Origin of the sequence: Streptococcus suis, assembly GCF_002964045.1 — a bacterium.
Lineage (GTDB): Bacteria > Bacillota > Bacilli > Lactobacillales > Streptococcaceae > Streptococcus > Streptococcus suis_U.
This window is the reverse complement of the sequence record NZ_POPB01000600.1, coordinates 1-273: the sequence shown is the minus strand read 5'-3', so window position 1 is coordinate 273 and position 273 is coordinate 1. Positions and strand designations below refer to the sequence as shown.

Here is a 273-nt window from a genome sequence, read left to right as displayed (position 1 = left end):
GGAAAAGTTTAGAAGAAGCTGATCAGGTTTTACGCCAGTTACTTGAGAGCTATCAGACCCAAAAAACAGAATTGGATCAAGCCCAGACTGCTTATCAGGCTGAGCAAGGTCGCTTGTTTGATTTGCTGGATCAGTTGAAAGGCAAACAGGCTCGCCAGTCTAGTTTAGAAGCTATCTTGAAAAATCACTCCAATTTTTACGCGGGGGTCAAGGCTGTCTTACAGGCGGCACCAAGCTTAGGAGGAATTATTGGAGCAGTCAGTGAACAACTGA

At 45.1% G+C, this 273-nt stretch carries 1 protein-coding gene; it reads left to right on the top strand.

Annotated features, from left to right (window positions below):
* The coding region (locus C1E99_RS13075) for a hypothetical protein (protein WP_153060268.1) at window positions 1-273 on the top strand (273 nt) is incomplete at both ends.